This is a genomic window from Rhizobium terricola (assembly GCF_012927355.1).
Taxonomy (GTDB): Bacteria; Pseudomonadota; Alphaproteobacteria; order Rhizobiales; family Rhizobiaceae; genus Allorhizobium; species Allorhizobium terricola.
In genome coordinates this window covers 418,767-441,817 of sequence record NZ_JABBGK010000002.1, presented here as the reverse complement: position 1 = coordinate 441,817, position 23,051 = coordinate 418,767, and the positions used below count along the sequence as shown (strand labels likewise).

Below are 23,051 nucleotides of genomic sequence, written 5' to 3'. Positions count from 1 at the left end.
TTATATTGCGCTGCAAACTGCTATACATGCGGTGCTTTGAGGAGGAACGAATGCAACACGAAAAGCCGCTCTGGACCCCATCTGACGCCGAGATCAAGCAGTCGCCCATGTACCGCTTCATGCAGTGGTGCAGCGATCGGGCCGGGCGTGACTTCGCCGACTATGACGCTTTCCACGATTGGTCGGTCGAAGACCGCGGGGCCTTCTGGTCCGCCGTCTGGGATTATTGTGGTGTGAAGGGCGAGAAGGGTGAGCCCCTGATCACCGATGGCGACGTGATGCTCGCCGCCCGGTTCTTCCCCGACGCAAGGCTGAATTTTGCCGAGAACCTGCTCCCCCGCGCAGGTGAAGACGATGCGGTGATCTTCCGAGGCGAGGACAAGGCGGAGGACCGCTGGTCCTGGGACCGTCTCCGCAATGCCGTTTCCCGCCTGCAGCAGGCCTTCCGCGACATGGGCATCGGCAAGGGCGACCGGGTCGCCGCAATGATGCCGAACATGCCCGAAACGGTCGCTCTGATGCTGGCTGCCGCATCGATCGGCGCGATCTGGTCCTCCTGTTCACCCGACTTCGGCGAACAGGGCGTTCTCGACCGCTTCGGCCAGATCGAGCCGAAGCTGTTCATCGCCATCGACGGCTACTGGTATGCAGGCAAGAAGCAGGACGTCGCCGAGAAGGTCAAGGCGGTTGCGACGAAGCTCGGCGTCCCGCTGGTGGTGGTGACCTATGCCGGTGATGCGGATGCTCTCGCCGCTGCCGTGCCGGGAGCCAAGACGCTCGCCAGTCTGGTGGCGCCCTATGTCGCGGGGGACATCACCTACGAACCGCTTCCCTTCTCCCATCCGCTTTACATTCTCTTCTCGTCCGGCACGACCGGCGTGCCGAAATGCATCGTTCATTCCGCTGGCGGCACGCTGTTGCAGCACCTCAAGGAACAGCGCTTCCATTGCGGGCTTCAGCCCGGCGAGCGCTTCTTCTACTTCACCACCTGCGGCTGGATGATGTGGAACTGGCTGGTGTCCGGACTGGCTTCGGGCGCAACGCTCTGCCTCTACGACGGCTCGCCCTTCCATCCCGACGGCAATGTGCTCTTCGACTATGCGGCGGAGGAAGAGTTCGCCTTCTTCGGCACCTCGGCGAAATATATCGATGCGGTGCGCAAGGCAGGGCTCACGCCGCGTGAAAGCCATGATCTTTCCTCGCTCCGAATGATGACTTCGACAGGTTCGCCCTTGTCGCCGGAGGGCTTTTCCTTCGTCTACGAAGGCATCAAGCCGGATCTCCACCTGGCCTCGATCTCTGGCGGTACCGACATTGTCTCCTGCTTCGTACTGGGCAATCCGCTGAAATCCGTTTGGCGGGGCGAGATCCAGGGTCCTGGCCTCGGCCTCGCGATCGACGTCTGGGACGACGAAGGCCGCCCGGTCCGCGGCGAGAAGGGCGAACTGGTCTGCACCAAGGCCTTCCCGTCCATGCCGATCATGTTCTGGAACGACCCCGAGGGCGCCAAGTACCGCGCCGCCTATTTCGAGCGCTTCGACAATGTCTGGTGCCACGGCGATTTCGCCGAATGGACCGTGCATGACGGCATCGTCATTCACGGCCGTTCCGACGCCACGCTCAATCCCGGCGGCGTGCGGATCGGCACGGCGGAGATCTACAACCAGGTCGAACAGCTCGAGGAAGTGGTCGAGGCGCTCTGCATCGGCCAGGACTGGGACGACGACGTCCGCGTCGTCCTCTTCGTCCGTCTCGCCACCGGCGTCGATTTCACCGAAGACCTGGTCAAGTCGATCAAGACCCGCATCCGCACCGGCGCCTCGCCGCGTCACGTGCCCGCCAAGGTCATCGCCGTGAGTGACATTCCGCGCACCAAGTCCGGAAAGATCGTCGAGCTTGCCGTGCGCGACGTGGTGCATGGCCGCCCGGTCAAGAACAAGGAAGCGCTCGCCAATCCGGAAGCGCTCGATCTGTTCGCCGGGCTGGAGGAACTCAATTCCTGAGCAGTACCTTCCGTTTCTGCTGAAGCGGAAGGCATTCGCGCAAAAACGAACCAGCCGGCGTGATCCATGTCACCTCCGGTAACGGCTTGTTAAGACGGATTTGGCATAGCTGGACCAACTTGGGAGCCCACGATGATTGTGTGGCGTAGAACCGGTTCGGTTCCGTTGACATGATGTTGATCGGCTTCGGCTCCGGTTGAACAGCATTCATTATAAGGCGGCCTCGGCCGCCTATTTTTTTGCTCGCTGCCTATTGTCAGCGACGCTCGTCGAGCGAGCGCGACACCAGGATGACGGGGATGAGCCCGGCCATGATGATGATGATCGCGGCGACTGAGGCGTCCTGGACCTTCGAGCGCGAGGCATCTTCATAGACCAGCGTTGCCAACGTGTTGAAGTTGAATGGCCGAAGCAGGATCGTCGCCGACAGTTCCTTGAGCGTCTCGATGAACACCAGGAGGGCTGCGGTCAGCACGGCCGGCCGCATGTTCGGCAGAAGCACCTCTCGGAGCGTCTGCAGGCGGCTGCGGCCGAGCGTGCGCGAGGCCATGTCGAGATGGGGAGACAGCTTCTGGAAACCCGCGTCGATCGTGCCCTCCGCCATGGTCAGGAACCGCACGGTGGCGGCATAGACGATGGCAAAGCCGGTGCCGGAGAGCAGGAGGCCGGTTGAAAATCCAAAATATTGCCGGGTCGCGCCGTCGAGCAGGTTGTCGAGCCCCGCCAGCGGGATAAGCACGCCGATGCCGAGCACCGTGCCGGGGATCCCGTAGCCGAGCGAGGCGAGACGGGAGGCGCCCGACGTCAGGCGGGAGCGGTCAGAGCGCGTGGCATAGGCCAGCACGAAGGCGAGCAGAACGGTTCCGAGCGCTGCCGCCGAGGAGACCGCGATCGAATTGCCCAGCGCCTTCATCAGGCGCGGCTCGGCGAAATCCTCGAGCCTTCTCAACGCGAAGCCGGTGAGCACGCCGATCGGTACGAGGAAACCGATGATGACCGGCACGGCACAGAAGGCGGCGGCGCCAAGGCCGCGCCAGCCGTTGAGCTTCAGCCGCACGGCATCGATCGCAATGGCTGTCGTCTTCTGGCTGGAAAAGCGCTGGCGGCTGCGGGCCCTACGCTCGAGCCACAGGAGCAGGGCGACGAACACGAGCAGCACGCAGGCGATCTGCGCCGCACCGGCCAGGCTGCCGCGGTTGAGCCAGGTGTCGTAGATCGAGAATGTCAGCGTGTTGACCCCGAGATATTCGACTGCGCCGATATCGTTCAGGCTTTCCATCATGACGAGGGTGAGGCCGACCATGATCGCCGGCCGTGCCATCGGGATCTGCACGCGGGAAAAGACGCGCCACGGCCCGGCGCCGAGCGTGCGGGCGACATCGGCCGCAGCCCGGCCCTGCATCAGGAACATCGAGCGACAGGCCAGGTAGACGTATGGATAGAGGACCGCCGACATCACCAGCACGGCACCCCCCAGCGAACGCACGTCGGGGAAGGTGTATTCTCTGGCCGAATGGAAACCGAAAAGGGCGCGATAGAGACCCTGCACCGGCCCGGTGAAGTCGAGGAACTCGCCGAACGCATAGGCCGCAAGATAGGACGGGATGGCGAGCGGCAGCACGAGCGCCACCGAAAACAAGCGCCGCAGGGGGAAGTCGCAGGACGCCACGAGCCAGGCGCTGACGATGCCGACGATGGCGGTGAACAACCCCGTGAGCGATAGCAGCAACAGCGTGCGCCCCGTCGCGCGCGGCACGACGTTGAAAACCATGTGCTGCCAGTTTTCGCCGTCGCCCGCGAGGCCGATGACGAAGATCGCGACGATCGGCATGGCGACGAAGGCCGAGACGACAAGAGCCGCAATCGTCGTTCCGCCGATCCCCGCCTTGACCGGTCTTTGCATCGTGCTGGGCGCCGAACGCGTGTTTGCTGGCAAGCCTCGAACCTTTCCCATCCTGTTCGCAGAGCCAAACGGCCTTGCGTACCTCTGCTCGCCGGTCTAGCCGAAACCGGCACGGAAGGAAACGGCAAAGCCTGGGAGAGGTGGTTTCCTCGCGGCAGATACAGCACCCCGAGCGCTGCATTGTATGCGCCTCGTGGTTGCATAAGTGATATCAACTATAAGAGATAGTCGCGTGCAAGCACTCGACACCCCCGTTGACACGCGACCAAACCCAGAAAATATATGCGTGCTGCATAAATATTTCCTGCCTGTTGGCGACGCGAGAAGAGCGCATGGATGAACTGTCATGGATAGTCGAGACTGCTGCCGAGGCCGAAGAACAGCACTTCGATCTTGGCGGCCGCATCCTGTTTGAGGATGGCCCGTTCTCGGGCTTCATCGAGCGCACTGCTATACGCCCTGGCATCGCGCTCTATCGCGCCGAGGGACTGTCGACTCATGCCTGGAGACTGAAGGCGCAGGGCGAGGCGCCTGCCGGCAATTTGGTGTTCGGCGCGATGCTCGACGGTGCCGGGGTAATCGATGCCAGGGGGAACGAACGCCAGGGTTGGCGCGGGCCGGGACGCTCTTACGTATTGAGCCTGGCCGAGCGGGACATCACCTATCATCTGGAAGCCGGCGAGCCGTGGCGCGCCGTGACGCTGCTGCTGGAGCCGGAAGCGCTGGAGAGCCTGGCGATGCAGAACGGCGATTTGCCGGCGGTGGCGCGCGCCGTGCTCGATGACAGGAAATTGCCGGTTTCCAACGTGTTCGAGCTCAATCGGGCGGTGATGCGGACGGCCCACGACCTCCTGCGATCCCCCTATCGCGGCACCATGGAAACGCTGTGGCGCGAGAGCAAGGCGCTGGAACTTCTGGCGCACCAGCTCGATCATCTGGGTTCGAGCAGTGCCCGGCCGACGTCGCTCACACCGCGTGATCTTGCCCGGGTGAAGGAAGCCTATGAACTGCTTGTCGCCAGTCTGCGCGACCCGCCGGGGCTCGAAGCGCTGGCCGCTCAGGTGCGCCTGGCCCCCCGTAAGCTCAATCAAGGTTTCCGCCAACTCTATGGCATGACGGTCTTCGAGGCCCTGCTCGAGGCTCGCATGAAGACCGCGCATGCGATGATCCGCGAACGGCAGGACGTGCCGCTCAAGCACCTTGCATGGATGGTCGGCTACAATCAGCTGTCCAACTTCATCAACGCCTATCGGCGGCGCTTCGGCGTGCCGCCGGGGCAGCACCGGCGCAGTCAAGGCTAGCCCGGCAAACCAGTCTTGCTTTGCAGGCATGTCGCGCCGACCGGCCGCGGCATGCCTTTTGCTGTTCAGCGTCGATTTTTTACCATCCGGAAAAAGTTATGCGACCCAGCAAATGCTTATGCACGGGCGCCCGCCGCGTTGATCCCCTCCACAACCTGCAGGCAATAGGACGCACGACCTCACGGTCCTTAACAAAGCGTTCGGAGACTGAAGCATGACGGCAAAGCGGGCACGCACAACGGGGCAGAACGGAGCAGGAAAGATCCGGTTCATGCTGGTCACTCTCTTGGGGTCGACGGCGTTGATGATGCCATCGCCGGCAAAGGCCGAGTTTCGGGATCTGTCTGCTTTCGCGCCTGGAGCTTATTGGTTCACCGCCCTGGGCGTCAGCGGCGACGGCAACTACATGGTCGGCGAGGGCGTCGATGCCGATGGCGTGGGTCGCAGCTTTTTCTATGACGTCAGAAGTGGAACGGGCCAGGACATTGGCCTGTTCGCATCGGGCGAACCGACGATCATGATGGATGTGTCGAATTCCGGCATCGCTGTTGGCGTGGCGGACACGGCGGCTTTCACATCGAGAGCGGTGACCTGGACGCGCGACGCAGGATTCCAGGATCTTGGGACGCTCGATGGGATGGGTGGCGGGGAAGCGGGCGCGATTGCCATCTCCGACGATGGCAATCGCATTGTCGGATGGTCGACCATGCAGGGTGGCAACCCGTTTTCCAACGCATTCGTTTGGATCAGGGGTGCGACAAGCGGCGTGGCTGGCAACGCGCAAATGTACGCCCTGCAAGCCCTGCAGGGTGGGGACGGCTATGCCAGCGCCGACGCCATTAGTGCCAATGGACAGTTTGTTGCCGGCTCCAGCACCGTTGGGCCGGGCGCATATCGAGCCGTGCGGTGGAACGCGAAAAATATCCTGACGACGGGAACTGCAGCCGCTGAGAACCTGGGAACGCTCGGAGGTGAATACTCGTTTGCAAACGCGATAAACACGGACGGTCGGGTCGTGGTCGGTTTCTCCCGTACCTCCAGTCCGTATGGTACCCATGCCTTCCGCTGGGAGGAAGGGGGTACAGCCGGTGTCGCCGGCAATGTACAGATGGAGGATCTCGGCACGCTTGGTGGCGAATCGAGCGACGCGCTGGCGGTCAGCGGCAATGGCAAGATTGTTGTCGGCAGCGCGGACGATGTTAACGATGAGAAGCAAGCCTTTCGCTGGACTCGCGAGACGGGCATGCTTTCGCTTGCCGACTGGCTGGCGCAAAGCGGTGTCGACGTCGGCGATATTGCACTGATCGAGGCAACCGGGATCTCGAACGATGGTGGCGTCATCGTCGGACGCATGAACGATCCGGAAAACTCGGACGGTGACACGCCCTTCATCGCCCGCGTCGCCGTGCCGGGCGAGGGTGGTTCCGGCCTCATGAACGTCAACGAATTCAACGCGACCGTCTATGATGCCGGCTATATCGGCTGGGCGGCCGGCAATGCGTTCAAGGTGCCGCTGAACGGTGCCCATCACAGGGTGCTGATGGATTTTCCCACCCAGCCGAGCGGCATCTGCGGCTGGACCAACGGCGACCTCGCACACTACGATGACGGCCGAGACACCGGCGTGGCGCTCGCCGAAGCCGGCCTTTGCGGCGATCTCGCGGACGGCACGGTCAGGGTCGGCCTTGGCGGCGGCCTGATGCATTCCACCCAGGATCTGATGAACGACGGCAGCGCCGAACTCGACGGCCGCTACCTTGTCGGCGAACTCGACTGGCGTCCCGATGGCCTCCCGGTGATCTTCTCGCTGACCGGCCTCTACGGCGGCTCGGACGCCGAGATCCGCCGTGCCTATTCGAACGGCGCCACGATGGCCTATTCGGAGGGCGAGACGGACCTTGTCTCCGGCACGCTGCGCCTTCGCGCCGACTGGAAGGATGCCTTCCGTTTCGGCACCACCAGCTTCAGCCCCTATGTCTCCTACGCCGTCTCCCGCACCACGGTCGACGGCTATACCGAGACCGGGGGAAGCTTCCCGGCCACCTTCGACGAGCAGGTGGTCCACAGCGGCGAGGTGCGGCTTGGTCTTGCGTCCCGCACCGAGCTGACATCCGCCGTCGCGCTACGCGGTTCGCTCGAGCTGGTGCACGGTGCCGGCGACGCACCCCATGCCAGCGGCCAGGTCATCGGCCTTCACGGCTTCTCGTTCGGTGGCGGATCCTATTCGGAAACCTGGGTGCGGGCCGGCGCCGACCTGGATGTGAAGGTCACCGACAGCGCCTTGCTGTCGCTATCCATGCATGCGGCGACCGAGGGGCTGGATGCCCAGATCTCGGGGGCCGCACGTCTGCAAGTACTTTTCTAGCCATAGCGGCGCCGCATCGGGCGCCGGCAATCCTGTCGCTTTCGATGGAGGACGTTGGAATGCAGGCCCTTGTGCTCGCCCTGTTGCTCAGGATCTTTGAAAATCGCGCTCTGCGCCGTCTGCCCTTCAGGAGAAGACGATGAAGGCACATGTCCTGCTTGCATTGATGCTCCCGCTCGTCGGTTGCAGCCAGACCGCCCCGGCCCCCGCGGCGGCCCCCGGGACGGCCCCCGGGACGGCAGCGTCTCCCCAACCCGGCGGAAAGCCGCCAATCGCTGCGGCTGCCGCGCCCGGGGGCAAGGCAAAGGCCGAAGAGGTTGCCATGGCGGCGTGCGAAGAGACCATGAAGAAGCAGATGGATCAGGCTGTGCTCGGCAGCGCGCTGGGCATGGCGGGCGGTGCCTTCGGTTTCGCCGGCCGCGGCGGGGCGATCGCCTCGCAGGTGGCCTCGACCGCGGGGTCCCTGGTTGCCGAGCAGAAAAGGCGGGAGGCGGAAGCCGCCGTCCGCCGCGATTGTTATCCGCAGGGCGCCCCGGTCGATGCCGGCGCCGATGACGAGATCTGGTGAGTTTCCGAACTTCCGCAAGGTCCGCAGCCTCATGAGCGGACACGCCGTCCGAGGCGGAAGACGAGGGGAGGGCAAAGCTCCTACCACCACCTTCCCCGAACCGCTCGGATGGCCCTCGTGGAGCGGCGGACGTGAGGTGGGCCTCCCGACACCCGGCGGACCCCGCCGCTCCACATTCTTTTCTCGAAACGGCAGATCACGGCGATAGGCCACGGCCCGGCAGGGCCGCGGCTCGTCTGGATGTCAGTCGGCCAGCACGCGCTGCGACGGGAAGATGATCTCCACCAGCGTTCCCTCGTTCGGGGCCGAGGAGATCGAGAAGTTCGCCCGGTTCGCGTCAACCATCGCCTTGGTCAGCGGCAGGCCGAGGCCGGTGCCGTCGCCGCGTTTGTGCATGCCGGACTGAACCTGGCGGAACGGCTTCATCGCCTGCTCAAGCTCCGTGCGCGACATGCCGATGCCGGTGTCGCGGATCCGTAGCGCCACGCTGCCGTTGGGCTCATAGGCGGTCGACACGATGATCTGCCCGCCGGACGGCGTGAAGCGGATGGCGTTCGCCAGGATGTTCAGCACGATCTGCTTGATCGAGCGCAGGTCGGCGACCACGTTCGGCACCGACTGCGAGAGCGCCGTGCGGATGATGACGCGCTGGCCGTTGGCCTGCGGCTGGACGATCGACACCGCGGCCTGCACCGTCTCGTTGAGGCCGACGGCGGTGAAATCCAGATCCATCTCGCCCGCCTCGATTTTCGAGATGTCGAGCAGGTCGTTGACGATGTCGAGCACGTGGCGGCCGGAACGCACGATGTCGTTGGCGTATTCGGCATAGCGCGGATGGCCGACCGGGCCGAAATGCTCGTTGGCCATCATGTCGGCAAAGCCGATGATCGCATTGAGCGGCGTGCGGATCTCGTGGCTGACGCGGGCGAGGAAGTCGCTCTTGTGGGCGTTGGCGGTCTCCGCCGCGCGCTTGGCGTTGCGCAGTTCCTCTTCGGTCCGCTTCCACTGGGTGATGTCGCGGATCACCGCGCAGTAGCCGTTGGACGAGCTGAGCTTGCCGATCGTCATGAACAGCGGCAGGAAGCCGCCCGAGGCTTCGCGGCCGATCACCTCGCGCCCATCGTTGAGCACGCTCGCCACCCCGTGGCCGGACAGGCCGCCGAGATAGTCCATGATCGACTTCTGGCTCTCGTGAGCGAACAGCATGACGAAGGGTTTGCCGCGGGTCTCGGCGTCGTCGAAGTTGAACAGGGCGCTCGCCGCCCTGTTCATCGAGCGGATGTCGCCGTCGGCGCCAAGGATCACCACGCCGTCGGTCGCGGTTTCGAGGATCGAGCGCAGCTCGTCGGCCTCGACCTGGAGTCGGGCCAACTGTTCCGCGGCAGCCGGGGTCTGCGCGTCCGTGATGCTGGTGACGGTTGCGGACGGTGCCGCTTCGGTCACCTTGCGCACCTCCACGCGGCTCGGCACGAGCGCCAGCATCAACGCGGTCGCGCGGTCGAACTTGACCGACTGAAGGCGGGCGGTGACCGGCACGAGCTCGTCGTCGGCGCGCACGATGACGACCTGGCCGGCTTCCTCGCCGGCACCTTCGAGATCCTGGCGCTGGATCAGCACGTCGAGCCCGCCTGCCTCGGCAAGGGCCTCGATCGAGGCATAGCCCGTGAGGGACAGGAATTCGGGATTGGCATGGATGAGCCGGTCGCCGGCATGCACCAGCAGGGCCACGGGCATCAGGTCGACGATTTCGCCGTTGAGGCTGTTCTCACGCTTCAGGCGAAGTGCCTGGAAATCCTCGACGACGGCATCATCCGACGGCGCGGCGTCGGACGGCTGCGGCGCAATGAAGGTCTCCTCGGTCGCGGGCGTGATCTGCGGCTCTTCGGTGGTGTCGTCCGCGTTCACTGCGGCGAAGATGTCTCCACCGAGAGGCATGGTGGTTTCCTCATCGGCTACCGCCGCCTTTTCAGTTTCACTCGCCTTGTCGTGCTTGCGCATCTCGGCAAGTGCCTCGGCTGCCTTTTCACGCAGGCCGAGCGGATCGAGCTTGCGGGCGATTTCGCGGAATGCGGCTTCCTCGCCCGGCGTCAGGCCTTCCCGGCCGCGCGCCCGCCGCTCCTCGAGCTGCACCACCTTGTCGGAATGGCGCCGGCCGGGCGTTTCGACCAGCTGCAGCGCCGGCGGTTCGCCCGCAGGTTCGCGAGGTTCCGCCTCGTCCGCAGCCTTGGGTTCGAAAATTTCGGCGTCCCCCGCAAGCGGCGAAATGACGGCAGCCTCGGTGCCCGTTTCTACAACGGGGGTAACCTCGTCAGAGACAGCCATTTCGATCCGGCTTTCGTCGGCGGCTTCGGGCTCCTCCATGGTCTGTTCCGGCCCTGCGAGCTCCACGGCCGTATCGGTAGCGTGCGTCTCCGTCACGGGAGCAGCAGAGGCTTCCATGTCGATTGCCGGAGCTGGGGCCTCGGCCGGCATGTCGACCGCAGCCTCTGCCGGCATGTCGGCGAGCGTCTGGATAACCGTTTCTGCCACCGCGCTGGAGGCGGCGGGACGATCCTCGCCGTCGTCGACAAAGGTCAGTCCGGTGTGGTTCGGATCCTCGATCGCATCGGCAATCCTGACGATACCGAAGCCGCGGAAGCCGTCGAAATCGCGGCTTCGCGTATAGGTCGGCAGGGCGGCGAGATCGACCGGCACCATCAGCTTGGTGCCCTCGACCGGCCAGTAGATGGTCTTGCCGGACCAGGTGTCGCGCTTCTTCAGCAGTTCGCCGATCTTGCCGTCCGGGTCCAGGTTGAAGAGCGCGGCGAGATCGCGAAAGGCAACGCCGTTGATGGCCGCAGCCCGCGGGCCGACAGCCTCGGCAAACTCGCTCGACACATCGCAGAACCGGCCGTCGGCATCGATCTTCCAGACGAAGCGCGTGGCGCGACGGTCCGGCGCGAAAACGAATCTTTCGTTCGGTGCCGCAGAGACGGAAAGAGCGGCGACGGACGGGGCCGCAGGCGGGGCGGCCGTCTCGACATCGGTTTCGGCAACGTCGTCCACCGGCTTGTCTTCGGTCGCGGTCTCGTCGCTCGGTTCCGTGATCGCATCTCCGACGGGGAGAGGTTCTTCCGCAGCGATCGCCGGCACCTCCGTGTCCTCGGCCTGACCGGCGAACATGTCGGCCTGGCCCGGCTCGTCGATCACGGTTTCCTTAACCTCGGGAAACTGTTCGGCGATGGTGGCTGCTGCGTCCTCGAGTGACGTGTCGTCGTTCTCAAAGCCGTCTTCCGCCTCGGTGACGGTTTCAAGCTCCTCGCCCTCGATCTCCTCGATGTTGCCGAGTGCATCGACGACGTCGGCAAAACCGGCTTCGGCCGAGGTGACGCCAGCGGCGATCACCGGAACGGCTTCGGGCGCGACGCTCGGTTGCGGTTCGCGCTCGCCCAACGGGGCGGCCGGCTGTGTTTCGATCGCCACCGCATCCGCTTCAAAGCTGTCGGTCGGATCCATGTTGCCGAGAATGGTCTCGACGGCGAAGAGCAGGTGCAGCGCCGGATCGTCGGAAAGCTTGCCGATCGCCGCCGGCAGGTGGCCACGGCCCGTCGGGATCGGCCGCTTCAGCAGGTGGTCGGCATCGGCGGAGACGAGATGGACGAGTGTGCGCGCGGTCTGTGGCGTGACGCCGAGCGCGGCGAAGCGGGGAGAGGCGGCCACGACCGCACCGTCGCCGTCGAGCACGGCCATGTGGGTATCCGGATCGTCGAAACCGGTCAGCATGTCGGCGGCGCGTTCTCCGATCGTGCCGGCCTTGCCCGTCGCCGGGACGGAGAGCAGCACGGCGCGCTCGCCCTTGCGGATCTCGACCATTTCGGCATTGGCATTGACGGGTACGCGCTGGAAGCCGGAGGCAATGCGGAGCACCAGCGAACGGCTGTCGCCGACGGCGGCGAGCTGACGGGCCACGGTTTCGATCTGGCGGAAGGTCACGTCTCCGCGGTTCGGACCTTCCTCGAGAAGGTCGTAGATCGAGGCATTGCCGAAGAAGCGCGCGCCGGCCCCGTTGGCCCACAAGACCTGGTCAAGCGCTGGCGAAAACAGCACCAGCGCTTCGCCACGGGCAAAGCGGGCGCGAACGTTCTCGTGAACGGCGACATCGATGAACGGGTAGGATGCGGGCATCGTCGGACCTGTCGTAGCCATTGCCACCTCATGCGGCAAATTAACAGATTTTTAATACCTAGCCACGCCTTTCGGGTCCAGCAATCGCCTCGGCTTTTGGCCAACAGGGTTAATCGCGGCGAGGGTTAAGAAGATGCTATCGGCATTTTTCATTGTGCACCGCACAATAATATTGCAATGCACAATAGACGGTGCTATATAGGCTTTATCGAATGCATCTGGGCGCGCCGATAAGCGAACGCCCCAACCAAGGATTACGCAAATGGCAGCCATGAACCCCAAGGACGTCTTCTCCTTCTCCGCTTCCTCCTTCGATCCGTCGAAGGTCTCCGAGACCTTCCGCGATTTCGCCGAAAAGGGCGCAGCCCAGTCGAAGGAAGCCTATGCCAAGATGAAGACCGCCGCTGAAGAAGCCACCAAGACGGTCGAGACCACCATGCAGACCGCCCAGGCTGGCACCGTCGAACTCGGCCTGAAGGCCATCGACGCGCTCCGCACCAATGCCGACATGTCGCTCTCGCACATGGAAGCCCTGCTCGGCGTCAAGTCGGTTGCCGAGCTCGTCGAGCTGCAGACCTCCTTCATCCGCAAGCAGGCCGAAGTGACGGTCGAGCAGGCCAAGGCCATGCAGGAAGCCGCCAAGAAGGTCGCCGAAACTGTTGCCAAGCCGACCAAGGAAGCTGCCGAAAAGGTCATGTCGACCTTCAAGGCCGCCTGATTTCTTCTTCATGATCCTCCCAGGGATAGCGAGGGCCGGACGTTTGTCCGGCCCTTTTGCATTTGCTGCAGAAAGGGCTTGAAAAAAGATCCGAGTGCTCGTATGTGACGCCTCACGACGTTTTCGGGCGTCGAATGTGCGGTTGTAGCTCAGTTGGTTAGAGCGCAGGTTTGTGGCACCTGAGGTCGGAGGTTCGAGACCCCCCAACCGTACCATTTTCTTCTTTTTTCCATCATCAGTCAGTATTTTCGACTCCGGCCCGCGAGCAGTCTGGCGCGATATTGCGTCGCTGCGCGCTTCGCCGCCGCCCTGATGTTGATGGGCGGCTTGTCGGCTGTTTGAACCTTGCCCGCAAAGAAAAATGGCCGGGCATGACCCAGCCATTTCGCTTTCGACTTCCGTTGCCGTCCTAGTGCGACGCGGCCTGGGCGTCCGGCTCCGCTACGTCGTCCAGGGTCGATGCCCCGTGCTGGATCAGCGGGCGATTGCCGGTCAGCCGGCGCAGCATCACGTAGAAGACCGGCGTCATGAAGATGCCGAAGAAGGTCACGCCGATCATCCCGGAGAACACGGCGAGCCCCATGGCCGCACGCATTTCCGCGCCGGCGCCGGTGGAAAACACCAGGGGCACGACCCCCATGATGAAGGCCATCGAGGTCATCAGGATCGGGCGCAGGCGCAGGCGGCTTGCCTCGACGGCTGCCTGTACCGGGGTCCGGCCTGAAAACTCCAGCTCTCGCGCGAACTCGACGATAAGGATCGCGTTCTTGGCGGAGAGACCGACAAGGACGACGAGGCCGATCTGGGTGAAGATGTTGTTGTCTCCACCGGTGAACCACACCCCGGCAAGCGCCGCCAGCACGCCCATCGGCACGATCATGATGATCGCGATCGGCAGCGTCAGGCTCTCGTATTGTGCCGCGAGCACGAGATAGACGAGCAGCAGTGCGAGCGGAAAGACGACGATGCTCGAATTGCCGGCAAGGATCTGCTGGTAGGTCAGGTCCGTCCATTCGAAGGATATGCCGGCGGGCAGGGTTTCCGCGGCAATCCGTTCGACCGCGGCCTGGGCCTGGCCGGAGGAGAAGCCGGGCGCCGGCCCGCCATTGATGTCGGCGGCGAGGAAGCCGTTGTAGCGCGTCGTGCGTTCCGGTCCGGTCGTGCCTTCCACCTTCATGAGGGCTGCGAGCGGGATCATCTCTCCCGACTGCGACCGCACCTTGAGCTGGCCGATGTCTTCCGGCTTGGCGCGGAAGGCCTGGTCCGCCTGCACGCGCACGCTGTAGGTCCGTCCGAGCGCGTTGAAGTCGTTGACGTAGAGCGATCCGAGATAGATTTGCAGAGTTTCGAACACGTCGGTCACGCGCACTCCGAGCTGCTGGGCCCTGACACGGTCAAGGTCGGCATAGAGTTGCGGCACGTTGATCTGGAAGCTCGAAAACAGCCCGGCGAGTTCCGGCGTCTGGTAGGCCTTGGCCAGAAACGCCTTGGTCGCCTCGTCGAGCGTCTTGTAGCCTAGCCCGGCGCGGTCCTCGATCTGCAGCTTGAAACCGCCCGTCGAACCGAGACCGTTGACCGGCGGAGGCGGGAACATGGCGATGAACGCATCCTGGATGCCGGCGAATTTCTGGTTGAGCTGCATGGCGATCGCCCCACCGGAAAGTTCCGGCGTCTGGCGATCCTCGAACTTGTCGAGCACGGCGAAGACGATCCCCGAATTGGAGCCGATGGTGAAGCCGTTGATCGAAAGACCGGGGAAGGCGATGGCATGCGCGACGCCCGGCTGTTCGAGGGCGATGTCGCTCATCCGCTTGATCACGTCCTCGGTCCGGTCGAGCGTTGCGCCGTCCGGAAGTTGGGCGAAGCCGATCAGGTATTGCTTGTCCTGGGCCGGAACGAAGCCGCCGGGAACGGCGCCGAACACCGCATAGGTGGCGGCGGCGAGCGCGAGGTAGACGCCCATGACCATGGTCTTGCGCGACACCAACCCGCCGACCGTGGCGCCATAGCCGTTCGATGCTGCGCCGAAGGCCCGGTTAAAGCCGCGGAAGAACCAGCCGAACAGCCCGTCCATGATGCGGGTCAGCCGGTCCTTCGGTGCGTCGTGGCCCTTGAGGAGAAGGGCCGCGAGTGCCGGGGAGAGCGTGAGCGAGTTCACCGCCGAGATCACTGTCGAGATCGCGATGGTCAGGGCGAACTGCCGGTAGAACTGGCCGGACAGGCCGCTGATGAAGGCGAGCGGCACGAAGACGGCGACGAGCACCAGCGCGATCGCGATGATCGGGCCGGAGACCTCGCGCATCGCCCGATAGGTCGCCTCGCGCGGCGAGTGTCCGTTTTCGATGTTTCGTTCGACGTTTTCGACCACGACGATCGCGTCGTCGACGACGATGCCGATCGCCAGCACGAGGCCGAACAGCGTCAGCGCATTGACCGAGAAGCCGAAGGCATACATCACCGCGAAAGTGCCGATGATCGAGACCGGGACGGCGAGCAGCGGAATGATCGAGGCGCGCCAGGTCTGGAGGAACAGGATCACCACGAGAACCACGAGCGCGACCGCCTCGAGAAGCGTGTCGATGACCTTGTCGATCGAGGCGCGGACGAATTCCGTCGTATCGTAGACGATCTCGAACTTCACGCCGTCCGGCATGGCGAGCTGCAGCTGGTTCATCGTCGAGCGCACATTGTCGGCGATCTCGATGGCGTTCGAGCCGGGGGCCTGGAGCACGGCGATGGCAACGGCCGGCTTGCCGTCGAGCAGGGAGCGGAGGGTATAGTCGGCGGCCCCCATCTCGACGCGGGCGACATCCTTGAGGCGCGTGATCTGGCCCTGCTCGCCGGTCTTGACGACGATGTCGCCGAACTCTTCCGGCGTACGAAGACGCCCCTGGGCGTTGACGTTGAGCTGGAGGTCGACATCATTCATCGTCGGCGAGGCGCCGATGATGCCGGCGGCGGCCTGCACGTTCTGTTCGCGGATCGCATTGGTGATGTCGCTGGCGGCAAGCGCGTGCTCGGCCGCCTTCTGCGGATCGATCCACACGCGCATCGCATAGTCGCCCGCGCCGAACACCTGGACCTGTCCGACGCCCTCGATGCGGGCGAGCCGGTCCTTTATGTTCAGCGTCGCATAGTTGCGCAGGTAGGTGACGTCGTAGCGATCCGTGGTGGAGACGAGATTGACCACCATGATGAAGTCCGGCGAGCTCTTGACGGTGGTGACGCCGAGCGCCCGCACCTCCTGCGGAAGCCGCGGCTCGGCCTGCGAGACGCGGTTCTGCACGAGCTGCTGTGCCTTGTCGGGATCGGTGCCGAGCTTGAAGGTCACCGTCAGCGTCAGCACGCCGTCGGACGTCGCCTGGCTGTTCATGTAGAGCATGTCCTCGACGCCGTTGATCTGCTCTTCGAGCGGTGTCGCGACAGTCTCGGAAATAACGACGGGGTTGGCGCCCGGATAGACGGCGCGCACCACGATGGAGGGCGGCACCACCTCGGGATACTCGGTGATCGGCAGCGATCGCATGCCGATCAGGCCGGCGACCACGATGAGGATCGACAGCACCGCGGCAAAGACGGGACGGTCGACGAAGAAGCGGGAGATATTCATTTTGGCACCCTCTCCGGGATGAAAACGAGACGAACGAACCCTTCCGGCGGGCTCTCGCTCCGCCGGCGGATCAATGATTTCGGCAATGTCGGCTCAGGGCGCCGCGTCGGCGCCCCGCTGCGCCTTCGGCTACTTCGCCGAGGCGACCTTTTCTTCCACCTGCGGAGCGACCACCGCTCCGGGGCTCACGCGCTGCAGGCCGTTGACGACGATGCGGTCGCCGGCGGCAAGCCCGCTCTCGATGATGCGCTCGCCTTCGGCCGACGCACCCACCACCACCGGCCGATAGGAAACTTTGTTCTCCTGGTCGACGACGAACACGAATTTCTTGTCCTGATCGGTGCCGATCGCCCGCTCGCTGACGAGGATCTTGCTCTGGGCGCGCGGCTCGCCCATCCGGATGCGAACGAACTGACCGGCCAGAAGGCGGCCGCCGGGATTGTCGAGGACTGCGCGAACCGCCACGGTTCCGCTGGCCTGATCGACCTCGTTGCCGATAAGCTGCAACTGTCCCTTGATCGGCGTCCCCTCGTCGGCGAGCGTACCGACCTCGACCGGGATCTGCTCGATCGGGGCAAGTGCGTCACCCGAGGCAGGCAGGCTTGCGAGCGCTGCCGCGACCGTCTCCTCGCTGACATTGAAGGCGGCATAGATCGGATCGACCGAAACGAGCGTGGTGAGGGCGGGCGAGGCGGAGCCTGCCGCGACAAGGTTTCCGGTCGTGATCTCCACCTTGCCGACGCGGCCCGAAACGGGCGCGCGGACGGTCGTGTAGCCCAGTTCGAGCTGGGCCGCGTCAAGTGCCGCCTCGGCGGTCTTCAGCGCTGCCCGCGCCTCGGCCAGCGCGTTGCTTCGCTGGTCGAAGTCGCTTCGCGAGATGCTGTTGCCCTCTGCGAGCTTGCGGCCGCGCTCGAATTCGGTCGTGGCGAGCCCGAGCCGTGCCTCGGCAGACGAAACCCCGCCCTCGGCCTGGGCTACGGCCGTCTTGTAGGGCTCCGGATCGATCGTGAAGAGCGGATCGCCTGCCTTGACCAGCGCACCCTCGCGGAAATGTATCGACTGGATGGCCCCGGCCACGCGCGAGCGGATCTGGACGCGTTCGATCGCTTCCAGCCGGCCGGAGAATTCCTGCCAGGACGTCACGTTGCGGTTCTCCACGACGGCCACGGTGACGGGCATCGGCGGCGGTGCCGCGGTGGCGGCGGCAGCGGCGGGCGAAACCCCGCCCGGCATTTGATAGACGAAGGCCGCCACGGAAATGGACACGGCCAGTCCCAGGCCGGTGCCCGTGAGGGCCCAGCGCTTGCGCTTGGATATCATTGCTGTTCTCCTGACGGCCCTGAGGCCGCGCGTTATCGGGTAGTGGTCAAATCAGTTCAGTTCAATGAATGCGTATATCGTGGAGGAAGTCCGAAAACTGGCGGCAGAGGTCATCCTGCCAGGTCCGGGCCTCACCCGAAGTCCCGCCGTAAATCGATGGCCAGCCTGTCCCAGCGGGAAAGACGTGCTGGCGAACCATGACGCCCGCCTGTTTCAGGCGGTCCGCATAGGCATTGGTCTCGTCAAGCAGCGGATCGTCGGCAGCCGAGACGAGAAGGGCCGGTGCAAGATCGGAGAGGCGCGAGCACATGCGGGGTGCCGCATAAGGGTGACAGGCCCCGCCACTGAGATAGTGGCTCCAGCCGTCGGCCCAGCGCTGGCGCATGCCGATCTGATCGGCGCTGCGAAAGGAAACGGTCCCCATGAAGGGATCGAGCAACGGGGAGAGCAGGACTTGCCCGTCCAGTTCGTTGGCAAAATGGTCCCGCGCCTTCAGCGCGACGCCGGCGGCGACATTGCCTCCGGACTCCTCGCCTCCGATCAGCAGTTGCGACTTGCGATCGCCCAGCCCCGCGCGCTTCTTGGCGAGATAGGAGAAAATCGAGAAACCGACCTCGAGCGGCTTCGGGAAGACCCCGCCGAGGGGCGCGTTGTAGTCGGGAACGACGACGATGGCGCCGGTCGAGGCCAGGCATTCCGCAAGCGGGCAGTGCCTTGGTCCGGATTCGAGAAAGGCGCCGCCATGAAAATAGAGCAGGACGGGCGGCCCCTTGGCGAACTCCTCGCCCTGGTAGATGCGTGCCGATACGGGGCCGATGGCCACCTTGTCCAGCATCATGTCCTTGATCTCTACCGTCATCGCTTTCGCCCTGATCCATGAATCGGATCGTTTGTGGTGATAACCATTTATATCTCTATTCAGTCTATCCATATAAGTAGACGAAAACTGGTTTCACTGTCCAAGATTTCGGACAATGATAGCGTTGAACGGAGGTTGGAATGGATCAGCTTTCAGCCATGCGGGCTTTCATCCGCGTCGTGGAGACCGGAAATTTCACCCGGGCGTCCGCGGCGCTCGGCATGCCGAAGGCAACCGTCAGCAATCTCATCCAGAATCTCGAGGCCCACCTCCAGACGAAGCTTCTGAACCGCACGACGCGCCGGGTCATGGTGACGACCGATGGCGCGCTCTATTACGAGCGGGCGGTCCAGATCGTGACCGAACTCGACGAGCTGGACGGAAGTCTCTCCCATTCCCGTGCCAATCCGGGCGGTCGCCTGCGCGTCGAGATGGCGGGGGCCTTCGCCGACCTGCTGGTCATCCCCTTTCTCGGTGATTTCCACGCCCAGTATCCGGATATCCGGATCGACCTCGGCGTCGGCGACCGCACCGTCGACTATCTTGCCGAAAACGTGGATTGTGCCCTGCGCGGCGGGCCGCCGGGAGACCAGTCACTGATTGCCCGACGGGTCGCCGAGATCGACATGGTGACCTGTGCGGCACCGGGATACATCGAGCGCTTCGGCGTGCCCGGGCATCCTTCCGAACTCGCCACCGTTCATCACTGCGTCAACTACTTCATGGCACCGACGAACCGGGTCATGGCATTCGAATTCGAAAAGGGCGGCGAGACATTGGAAATCAACAGCCGCTACATTGTTTCCGTGAACGATGCCCGAAGCTATTTCGCCTCGGCGCTTTCCGGGCTTGGCGTGGCCCCGCTTCCGCGCTTCATGGCGGCAGAGGCGCTGGCGAGCGGGCAGCTCGTCCGGGTCCTTGATGACTGGCGCACGGAGCCGATCCCGCTCTACATCGTCTATCCGCCCAACCGGCACTTGAGCAACAAGGTGAGGGTGTTCGTCGATTGGGTGGTCCGCCTGCTGGCGCAGGCACGGCTGAGCTAGAACGGGCCGTACCGCGTCTATAGAGTATGGTGGCCGCGGCTGGCTTTTGATGCGTGGCATGGGAGCGAACAGGTGCGCCGGCGGCACCGAAGTGTCGGCGATGAGGGCTCTGCGAGTGCCCGGATGGAGAGGAGAAGGGAATGGAAATGTCTGGAGGACGGCGAAGCGAGGCGGAGGACGTCATGGACGTCAGGGAGAACCTCTTGTCGACGGCTGTCGGGATGTTTTCGGAAAAGGGTTTCAGCGGCACGTCGATCCGCGATATCGCCAAGGTACACGGCGTCAGCCTCTCCAACATCTACTATCACTTCGGCAACAAGGACGGTCTGTGGCGGGAGATCCTCGACCGTTCGGTCCGGCTGCTGCCGGATCGCCTGCGGGCGGCGGTTGCCGCGGCCGGAACGCCGCGGGCAGCGCTTGAGGCGCTGGTCAGGGCGCATCTGGCGGCTGCGGTCGAATATCGGCGGGAATTGCTGATGCTGCTGGCGCAGCGCGCCCAGCTGGCGGAGGACGTCGGCAACGAGACGGCCGAGATCCAGCGCGAGGTGCTCGACATCTATTCCGAGGTGCTCGACAGGCTCGGCGCCGAGGGGGCGCTGAATTCCGGGCATGCGCGGGTCACCGCCTTCAACATGCTCGGCGTCATCAACTGGCATCTGCGCTGGTACCGTCCCGACGGCCCCCTGCCGGCGGAGACCGTGCACCAGGAAATCGTCGACTTCATCATGCGCGGCGCCTGCCGCGACTGACATCACGACAGACCCGCCTCGCCGGCGGAACGAACGGAGTGGCAGGCCGGCAACGCGCTGACTGGTCTTCGGCGCCGATTTGACAATCAACTGTCACAGTTTTACCTCGTGCAGCCGGGATCCTGTAATATTTTCCTCCGGCGTTTAGCCTGCCGGGCGGATGTCGTGAGGTTGAATGACCGTTGCCGTGGGCGTGTCCGAGGCCCTTTCCCATATTCGACAGCAGTTCGAGGTCCGGGCCTCGGCGATGATCGTGACGATCTACGGTGACATCGTTGTGCCGCGGGGTGGCGTGCTGTGGATGGGCACGCTCGTGGAGATCTGCGCGCGCCTGGGGATCAGCGAGTCGCTTGTTCGCACCGCGGTTTCGCGTCTCGTCGCTGCCGAACAGCTGGTCGGGGAGCGGGACGGCCGGCGTTCCTACTATCGCCTCGCATCGGGCGCACGGATCGAGTTCTTGGCCGCGGCACGGCTTCTTTATGGTCCCTGGGTGCCGCCGGACGGCTTTCTGATCCACCATGCGCCGGGACTTGCGGACGAAGTTGTGCGCCGCATGAGCCTTGGGCGTATGGGGCCGGATCTCTATCTGCGCCCCGATCATCCGGAAAACGTCGCGCTTCTCGGGCTGACCTTCCACGCCGCCGTCCCGCGGGATGGCGCTGCGCTGGCGGCCTATGCAGCGACCCTGTGGAACCTGCCGTCCTTTGCCGATGCCTACCAGGCCATGATCGAGCTGTTCTCGCCGCTGGCGGACGCGCTTGACCGGGGTGAACGTCTGGCCCCGGTCGATGCGGTGAGTGTGCGGCTCATGCTGGTGCAGGCCTACCGTTCCGTGCTCTTGCGCGACCCGCGGCTGCCGCCGGATGCGCTTCCGCCGACCTGGCCGGGTCCCGTCGCGCGTCGTCTCTTCCGTTCGCTTTACCTGGCGCTCTCTCCTTCGGCGGATGCGCACATCGCTGCCCATTTTGAGGGGCGCGACGGCCATCTCGGCGCCGAAACGGATGAAACGCGAGCGCGGCGGCAATCGCTCGCAGGCGAAGAGATCCTGTAAGTGTCAGAAAAATAAATGATATTTTTTTCCGCCCTTTTCGAGTATCTCAAAACATCACGGGAAAATGCAAAAACCGCTTTTCAGTGTGACGTATTGACGCTATAAATCGACCGTTCGGTCAGCCAATGTGGAGTTAGGCTCGACCACGGAAATGCTCAGGGAGGCCGATTTCATGCAGCATGCCTTTATCTGCGACGCCGTGCGCACACCTGTCGGACGATATGGCGGGGCGCTTGCAGCCGTGCGGGCGGATGACCTCGCAGCGCTGCCGCTGGTCGCCCTCATGCAGCGCAATCCCGGTGTCGACTGGTCGAAGGTCGATGACCTGATCTTCGGCTGCGCCAACCAGGCCGGCGAGGACAACCGCAATGTCGGCCGCATGGCGGTGCTGCTCTCCGGTATGCCGATCAATGTTCCGGCAACCACCGTCAATCGCCTTTGCGGTTCCGGCATGGACGCGGTCGGCATGGCCGCACGCGCCATCCGTGGCGGTGACTGCGATCTGGTGATTGCGGGTGGTGTCGAGAGCATGACCCGCGCGCCCTTCGTCATGCCGAAGGCGGACGCGGCCTTTTCCCGCTCGAACGCCGTCTACGACACGACGATCGGCTGGCGCTTTCCCAATCCCGAACTGAAGAAGAAGTTCGGCACCCATTCTATGCCGGAGACGGCGGACAATGTCGCCGAACAGTACAATGTGAGCCGCGCCGATCAGGATGCCTTTGCCGCGCGCAGCCAGGCGCGCTGGGCGGCCGCCCAGGCCGCCGGTGTCTTTGCCGACGAGATCGTTCCGGTGACGATCCCGCAGAAGAAAGGCGAGCCGCTGGTCGTCTCCGTCGACGAACATCCGCGTCCCGGCACCACCGCCGAGCAGCTGTCGAAGCTCAAGGGTGTGAATGGCCCCGATCTCACCGTGACCGCCGGCAACGCGTCAGGCGTGAATGATGGCGCAGCCGCGCTGGCGATCGCGTCCGAGGCCATGGCCAGGGAGCAGGGTCTGGTGCCCCGCGCCCGGATCGTCGCCATGGCCGCAGCCGGCGTCGAGCCGCGGATCATGGGCGTCGGTCCGGTTCCGGCGGTACGCAAGGTTCTGGCACGCGCCGGCCTCTCGCTTGCCGATATGGACGTCATCGAACTCAACGAAGCCTTCGCGGCCCAGGCGCTTGCTGTCCTGCGCGAGCTCGGGCTTCCCGACGACGCTGCCCACGTCAATCCGAATGGCGGCGCCATCGCGCTCGGCCATCCACTCGGCATGTCGGGCGCGCGCCTCGTTACCACCGCCATGTACCAGCTTCACCGCACCGGGGGGCGCTATGCGCTCTGTACCATGTGCATCGGAGTCGGACAGGGCATCGCCATCATCATCGAACGCATCTGAGCAGGGAGGAGCCCGC

Annotated in this window: 14 protein-coding genes and 1 tRNA gene; 10 read left to right on the top strand and 5 right to left on the bottom strand. The window is 64.4% G+C overall.

Annotated elements, in window-relative coordinates:
* Positions 1–50 precede the first annotated feature (50 nt).
* Positions 51–2,003, top strand: coding sequence for an acetoacetate--CoA ligase (locus HHL25_RS11850; protein WP_169590648.1), 1,953 nt, complete (start codon positions 51–53; stop codon positions 2,001–2,003).
* A 256-nt stretch (positions 2,004–2,259) separates the two neighbouring features.
* Here the strand turns inward: HHL25_RS11850 and HHL25_RS11845 are convergent, their stop codons facing one another.
* Positions 2,260–3,906: an ABC transporter permease gene (locus HHL25_RS11845; protein WP_169590646.1), complete on the bottom strand. Its 1,647-nt coding sequence runs from the start codon at positions 3,904–3,906 to the stop codon at positions 2,260–2,262.
* 332 nt (positions 3,907–4,238) lie between these two features.
* Between HHL25_RS11845 and HHL25_RS11840 the strand changes: the two genes are divergently transcribed.
* The 3 genes from HHL25_RS11840 to HHL25_RS11830 all read left to right on the top strand — a co-directional run bounded on the left by HHL25_RS11840 (position 4,239) and on the right by HHL25_RS11830 (position 8,140).
* The gene (locus tag HHL25_RS11840) at positions 4,239–5,207 is read left to right on the top strand and encodes an AraC family transcriptional regulator (RefSeq protein ID WP_169590644.1); all 969 of its coding nucleotides are present in this window, start codon (positions 4,239–4,241) and stop codon (positions 5,205–5,207) included.
* A gap of 271 nt (positions 5,208–5,478) precedes the next feature.
* A complete protein-coding gene (locus HHL25_RS11835; RefSeq protein ID WP_169590641.1) occupies positions 5,479–7,572 on the top strand; it encodes an autotransporter domain-containing protein in 2,094 nt (697 codons plus the stop codon).
* Positions 7,573–7,711: 139 nt separating this feature from the next.
* Entirely contained in the window at positions 7,712–8,140 is a 429-nt protein-coding gene (locus tag HHL25_RS11830) for a hypothetical protein (RefSeq protein WP_169590638.1), read from the top strand.
* A gap of 243 nt (positions 8,141–8,383) precedes the next feature.
* Here the strand turns inward: HHL25_RS11830 and HHL25_RS11825 are convergent, their stop codons facing one another.
* Positions 8,384–12,304 (bottom strand): ATP-binding protein, encoded by a 3,921-nt coding sequence (locus HHL25_RS11825; protein WP_169592822.1) that lies wholly within the window; start codon positions 12,302–12,304, stop codon positions 8,384–8,386.
* Positions 12,305–12,575: 271 nt separating this feature from the next.
* Here HHL25_RS11825 and HHL25_RS11820 point away from each other — a divergent pair, with 271 nt between their 5' ends.
* Both HHL25_RS11820 and HHL25_RS11815 read left to right on the top strand, forming a co-directional pair.
* A complete protein-coding gene (locus HHL25_RS11820; RefSeq protein ID WP_205927852.1) occupies positions 12,576–13,022 on the top strand; it encodes a phasin in 447 nt (148 codons plus the stop codon).
* 138 nt (positions 13,023–13,160) lie between these two features.
* Positions 13,161–13,237: transfer RNA gene (locus HHL25_RS11815), tRNA-His, on the top strand.
* Positions 13,238–13,431: 194 nt separating this feature from the next.
* Here HHL25_RS11815 and HHL25_RS11810 read toward each other — a convergent pair.
* The 3 genes from HHL25_RS11810 to HHL25_RS11800 form a co-directional block, all read right to left on the bottom strand.
* Positions 13,432–16,632, bottom strand: a complete 3,201-nt coding sequence (locus HHL25_RS11810) for an efflux RND transporter permease subunit (RefSeq protein WP_169590633.1) — start codon at positions 16,630–16,632, stop codon at positions 13,432–13,434.
* Positions 16,633–16,761: 129 nt separating this feature from the next.
* The gene (locus HHL25_RS11805) at positions 16,762–17,952 is read right to left on the bottom strand and encodes an efflux RND transporter periplasmic adaptor subunit (RefSeq protein WP_169590631.1); all 1,191 of its coding nucleotides are present in this window, start codon (positions 17,950–17,952) and stop codon (positions 16,762–16,764) included.
* Between the two features lie 61 nt (positions 17,953–18,013).
* Positions 18,014–18,811, bottom strand: coding sequence for an alpha/beta hydrolase fold domain-containing protein (locus tag HHL25_RS11800; RefSeq protein WP_169590628.1), 798 nt, complete (start codon positions 18,809–18,811; stop codon positions 18,014–18,016).
* A gap of 140 nt (positions 18,812–18,951) precedes the next feature.
* Between HHL25_RS11800 and HHL25_RS11795 the strand changes: the two genes are divergently transcribed.
* From HHL25_RS11795 to pcaF, 4 genes are all read left to right on the top strand, one after another.
* Positions 18,952–19,857: a LysR family transcriptional regulator gene (locus tag HHL25_RS11795; RefSeq protein ID WP_169590626.1), complete on the top strand. Its 906-nt coding sequence runs from the start codon at positions 18,952–18,954 to the stop codon at positions 19,855–19,857.
* Between the two features lie 140 nt (positions 19,858–19,997).
* Entirely contained in the window at positions 19,998–20,606 is a 609-nt protein-coding gene (locus tag HHL25_RS11790) for a TetR/AcrR family transcriptional regulator (RefSeq protein ID WP_169590624.1), read from the top strand.
* 175 nt (positions 20,607–20,781) lie between these two features.
* Positions 20,782–21,657, top strand: coding sequence for a PaaX family transcriptional regulator C-terminal domain-containing protein (locus HHL25_RS11785; protein ID WP_169590621.1), 876 nt, complete (start codon positions 20,782–20,784; stop codon positions 21,655–21,657).
* A 172-nt stretch (positions 21,658–21,829) separates the two neighbouring features.
* Entirely contained in the window at positions 21,830–23,035 is a 1,206-nt protein-coding gene (pcaF, locus tag HHL25_RS11780) for a 3-oxoadipyl-CoA thiolase (RefSeq protein ID WP_169590619.1), read from the top strand.
* Positions 23,036–23,051: the final 16 nt, after the last annotated feature.